3 protein-coding genes and 1 pseudogene are annotated in these 5,099 nt (G+C 71.9%); 2 read left to right on the top strand and 2 right to left on the bottom strand.

Annotated elements, in window-relative coordinates; all coding sequences use genetic code 11:
- Together ABD466_RS44150 and ABD466_RS44145 are read right to left on the bottom strand one after the other, a co-directional pair.
- Positions 1-530, bottom strand: a pseudogene (locus ABD466_RS44150) (nitrate reductase subunit alpha); the annotation flags it as partial.
- Positions 531-745: 215 nt separating this feature from the next.
- Entirely contained in the window at positions 746-1,102 is a 357-nt protein-coding gene (locus ABD466_RS44145) for a hypothetical protein (RefSeq protein ID WP_344663307.1), read from the bottom strand.
- A gap of 297 nt (positions 1,103-1,399) precedes the next feature.
- Between ABD466_RS44145 and ABD466_RS44140 the strand changes: the two genes are divergently transcribed.
- The gene (locus ABD466_RS44140; protein WP_344663306.1) at positions 1,400-2,350 is read left to right on the top strand and encodes a universal stress protein; all 951 of its coding nucleotides are present in this window, start codon (positions 1,400-1,402) and stop codon (positions 2,348-2,350) included.
- Positions 2,351-2,463: 113 nt separating this feature from the next.
- Positions 2,464-2,964: a MarR family transcriptional regulator gene (locus ABD466_RS44135; protein ID WP_344663305.1), complete on the top strand. Its 501-nt coding sequence runs from the start codon at positions 2,464-2,466 to the stop codon at positions 2,962-2,964.
- The last annotated feature ends 2,135 nt before the right edge of the window (positions 2,965-5,099 follow it).

Below are 5,099 nucleotides of genomic sequence, written 5' to 3'. Positions count from 1 at the left end.
ATCTCCACGGCCTCGTCCCAGGAGGCGCGGACCAGGCCGCCCTTGCCCCGGGCGCGCTGGTACGACCGGCGCCGCTCCGGATCGTTCACGACGTCGGCCCAGGCCAGGACCGGGTCGCCGCCGACCTTGGCCTTGGCCTTGCGGTACTCCTCCAGGAGGATGCCGCGGACATAGGGATAGCGGACGCGGGTAGGCGAGTAGGTGTACCAGGAGAAGGCGGCGCCTCGGGGACAGCCACGAGGCTCGTATTCGGGGCGGTCGGGGCCGACGGAGGGATAGTCCGTCTCCTGGTTCTCCCAGGTGATGATGCCGTCCTTGACGTAGACCTTCCATCGGCAGGAGCCGGTGCAGTTCACGCCGTGGGTGGAGCGCACCACCTTGTCGTGGCTCCAGCGGTCACGATAGAAGACGTCGCCGTCACGGCCGCCGGTCTTGAAGACGGTATGCAGGTCACCGCTCGCCGGCGACCGCGTGAAGCTGGTCCCCAGTCGTAGTAAAGCATCCGCTACGGACTCACGCTTAGCTGGCATCGAACACTCGGTCCTTCCGATTCGGATCACTCGCGGCCCCCGTGCAGCATCGCGTGAGTGGGGAGGTGCGAATAGGGTCCTTCGGCCCCTTACACCGGGGGCCGGGAGACACGCGGCCGACGACCGATCGTCGCCACCTATGAAAAACACCGCTGCGCGCCGGGTTCGACCCGTCGCGCAGCGGTGCCGTGAGCTACCGCGCTATCGCACCCCGGTCACAGCGCGCTGACCGCGTGGGCGGCGATCTCGGCGATCCGCCGCCGCTCCTGCTCCAGCTGCTCCCGCTCGGCCGTCCACGCGTCCAGCGCGGACTTCTGCCACCGGTGTGGGCGCCGGGCGCGCAGTTCCTCCAGCGCCAGCCGCCACTCCAGGTCCTCCACCGCGGCCGTCAGCAGCGCCGGACACTCGAGCGCCATCCGCGCCGGCACACCGGTGCCGGTCGAGGCCAGCGTCAGGTTCCAGCTCCGCGGGTCGGAGGCCTTGCGTCGCCGGCGGAGGCGGAAACGCAGGCGGAAGTGGTACTGGCGGGTGCTCGCGACCGGCGTCGTCGCGGGCTCGGGGAACGGGATCATCTCGGTCGCCTCCTATTCGTGCCGCTGCGGACGGTGTGGTCTACCCGGCTCGCCGGCCTCAATCCGCCGGCCGCCCACCTTCGCCCTCATCCGCCTGCCTTCATCCGTCTCATCACCCTTATCGTCACCGGACGGCGGCGACGCAGGTCAGGGCCACCATCCCCGATCGGCACCGGTCCTGATGCCCGCTGCCCGCAGGGTCCTTCGCCTCTGTCCGCACGGCGCCGATGGTGGCGAACCTGGCACTGAACCGCACTGAACCGCACTGGAGCATCCGCCGAGTCCCTGGAGGACACCATGACCCGACCGGTCGTCGTCGGCATCGACGACATCGAACACAGCGCCCGAGCCGTGGCGGCCGGCGCTCGCGAGGCCCGGTTGCGCGGTGCGCCCCTGTGGCTCGCCCACGCCTATCACTGGATCCCCCCGGTCGTGGCCGGAGTGATGCCGGGCGGCGACACCCCCGAGGGCGCCGTCCGCGACGCCGCGACCGCCCTGCTCGCCCAGGCCGTGGCCCGCACCCACGCCGAGTTCCCGGACCTGGACATCCACGACTACGCGATGAGCGGCCACCCCGGACCCTGCCTCGCCGACCTCGCCCAGGACGCCGCCCTGCTGGTCGTCGGCGGCCGCGGCCGCGGCGGCTTCACCGGCCTGCTCCTGGGCTCGACCGCCCTGAGCACCGTGGCCCACACCCGCTGCCCCGTCCTCGTCGTCCGCGGCGGGCCCGACACCGAGACCGGGACCGAGACCGGGACCGAAACCGAGATCGACATCGAGACCGAAGCCCCCAGCGACCCCCCGGCCACCACGAACCGCGTCCTCGTCGGCGCCGACGTCCTCCCCCCGGCCACCGGACCGGACGTCATCTCCTTCGCCTTCGAAGAAGCGGCCCTCCACGCCTCGGACCTCCGCGCCGTCCACGCTTGGGAGGATCCCGGCTACCTCTATCCGGTCGCTATCGGCGGCTACCCCAGCGTGACCCTCGACCAGCTGAACGCCGAATGCCAGCGCCGCCTGGACGCACTGCTGGACCCGTGGCGCGAGAAGTACCCCGACACGTACGTCGAGACGCAGGTCCTGGCCGGCCCACCCAGCAAACTCCTCGTCGACTCCACCCGCACGGCCGACCTCCTGGTCATCGGCGCCCTGCGCCACCCCAGCGGCAAGGGCGTGCATCTGGGCGGGCTGGGGCACGCTCTGCTGCACCACTCGCAGTGCCCGGTGGTGATCGTGCCTGAGGGCTGAGGCCTGCATGGGAAACGGTGGGAAGCGGTAGGAAACGGTGTGGCCTCCGGCGCTTGCCGGAGGCCACACCGTCGTGGGTTGACACTCCACCCTAATTGTTCGATGCTCTAATCATGAGTGAGTCGAACCAACTGGCCGGCCTGCCCGCGGAGCGCGTGGTCGACGCCGTGCAGGTGCTGGTGCGGCTGCGGCGGACGTTGGAGCGGGTGGAGACCGGGCTGAGCCTGCCGCAGTACCAGTTGTTGTCGATGGTGCGCAGTGGTGGGGAGCGGTCGGCGCGGCTGGCGGACAAGCTGGCGGTGCGGAAGCCGACGTTGACGGCGGCCGCTGACGCGCTGGTCGCGGCTGGTCTTCTGGAACGGGAGGCGGATCCGGGGGATCGGCGGGTGGTGCGGGTGCGGATCACCGAGGCCGGGTCGGAGGCGCTGCGGGCCGCCGAGGAGCGGCTGGCGGTGGCGGTGGCGCCGTTGTTGGCGGATGCCGCCGGGCATCTCGACGGGGGTGCCGACGCGCTGCTGGGCTGCTTCGACGCGGTCGGTGGGGCTTTGGACCGGCGGTTCGCGGAGCACCGGGCGCGGCATCTGGCCGCGGCGGAGGCCGAGCGCACTCAGTGAGGGAATGACGACAAGGGGTGGATGTGACGAACGCCGAGCGCGACGGGGCGCCCGAAATCAGAGTCGAAGCCGCGGAACAGAGTACGTCCGAATACCAGATGGGGAACGAGAGGCCGGTCTGCGAAACGACCGCCGACGCGACCGGCGGGATCGATGACGCGGCCGGCGGGACCGCCTCCGCGGCCGACCCGATCGACGACGCCGACGACGAGACCGCCGGCGCCGGGGTCGCCGGCACCGCCGGCGAGGGCGCGCGCCCGACGGCCGACGCCGTGAACCCCGGCGACTCCCCCCAAAGCTCCTGGCTCCGCCGCCTCACGGCGGTCACCTGGTCCTACCGCCGCAGCGTCCTCATCGCCCTCGGCGGCTCCTTCCTCGCGATGGCCGCCAACGCGGCGATGCCGCTCGTGCAGCGGCACATCATCGACGACGTCGTCATCACGCGGCACTCCGCGCTCGCGCCGTGGGCGATCCTGGCCCTGCTGCTCGCCGTGGCCAACTTCTTCGGGACGCGGATCCGGCGCTACGTCGGCGGCAAACTCTCGCTGGACGTCCAGTACGACCTCCGGAACCGCATCTTCGGCGCGCTCTCCCGCCTGGACGGCGCGCGCCAGGACGAGCTCGCCACCGGCCAGCTGATCTCGCGCGCCACCTCCGACGTCACCATGGTCCAGGGCCTGCTGGGCATGATGCCGATGCTCATCGGCAGCATGCTGCTGTTCCTCGTCGCGCTGACGGTGATGGCGTTCCTGTCGCCGCTGCTGACCGTGGTCGCGCTGGCGGCGGGCCCCGGTCTGTGGCTGGTGTCCATGGCCGCGCGCAAGCGGCTGTATCCCGCGACGTGGGAGGCGCAGCAGCAGGCCGCCGCTCTGGCCGGGGTGGTCGACGCCGCGGTCGGCGGGGTGCGCGTGGTCAAGGGCTTCGGGCAGGAGGAGCAGGAGCTCGGCAAACTGGAGAGCGCAGGGAACCGGCTCTACGCCTCCCGTCTGCGCGCCGTGCGCTTCTCCGCCCGCTACAACCCGGCGATCATGGCGATCCCCGCGCTGGGCCAGGTCGGCGTGTTGCTGCTGGGCGGCTGGCTGGCCCTGCGGGGCACCATCTCGCTCGGCACGTTCCTCGCCTTCTCCACTTATCTCGCCCAGATGCTCGGCCCGGTGCGGATGCTCTCCGCGCTGGTGACGCTCGGGCAGCAGGCGCGGGCCAGCGTGGAGCGGATCTTCGAGATCATCGACTCCCAGCCCATGGTCACGGAGCGCCCCGACGCCCGGGTGCTGCCGCGGCAGGCCTCCGGCGTGGAGTTCGAGGCCGCCGTGTTCGGCTACGTAGCCTCGCGCCCCGTGCTGCGCGGCCTGGACCTGACCGTGCGCCCCGGGGAGACGGTGGCGCTGGTCGGCAGCTCCGGCTCCGGCAAGTCCACGGTGTCGATGCTGCTCCCCCGCTTCTACGACGTGCAGGGCGGCGCCGTCCGTGTGGGCGGCGAGGACGTCCGCGACGTCACGCTGGAGTCCCTGCGCGAGGCGATCGGCCTGGTGATGGAGGACAGCTTCCTGTTCTCCGACACGGTCCGCGCCAACATCGCGTACGGCCGCCCGGACGCCACCGACGAGCAGGTGCGCGCGGCGGCGCGGATGGCCGAGGCCGACGAGTTCGTCGAGCAGCTGCCGGAGGGCTACGACACGGTGGTCGGGGAGCAGGGCCTGACCCTGTCCGGCGGCCAGCGGCAGCGCATAGCCCTGGCCCGCGCCCTGATCACCGACCCCCGGGTGCTGATCCTGGACGACGCCACCTCGGCGGTCGACTCCCGCGTCGAGGCCGAGATCCACGACACGCTGCGCCGCGTGATGGCCGGCCGCACCACCGTCCTGATCGCGCACCGCCGCTCCACGCTGGCGCTCGCCGACCGGATCGCGGTGATCGACGCCGGCCGGGTCCTCGACACCGGCACGCACGAGGAGCTCACCGCCCGCTGCCCGCTGTACCGGCTGCTGCTGTCCGGCCCGGGCGACGACGCCGAGGGCATCGACGCCGGCGACCTGTCGCTCGCGGCGGAAGCGAGCCGGTTCGCCACGAAGGCCGAGGTGCCAAGTCGGATCGTAGCCATGTCGTTCTGTGAGCCAAGGAGTTGGATGATCCTT

The sequence above is a fragment of the Catenulispora subtropica genome, from assembly GCF_039531675.1.
Classification (GTDB): Bacteria; Actinomycetota; Actinomycetes; order Streptomycetales; family Catenulisporaceae; genus Catenulispora; species Catenulispora subtropica.
The sequence above is the reverse complement of the archived record's forward strand: the minus strand, read 5'-3'. Positions and strand labels throughout refer to the sequence as shown.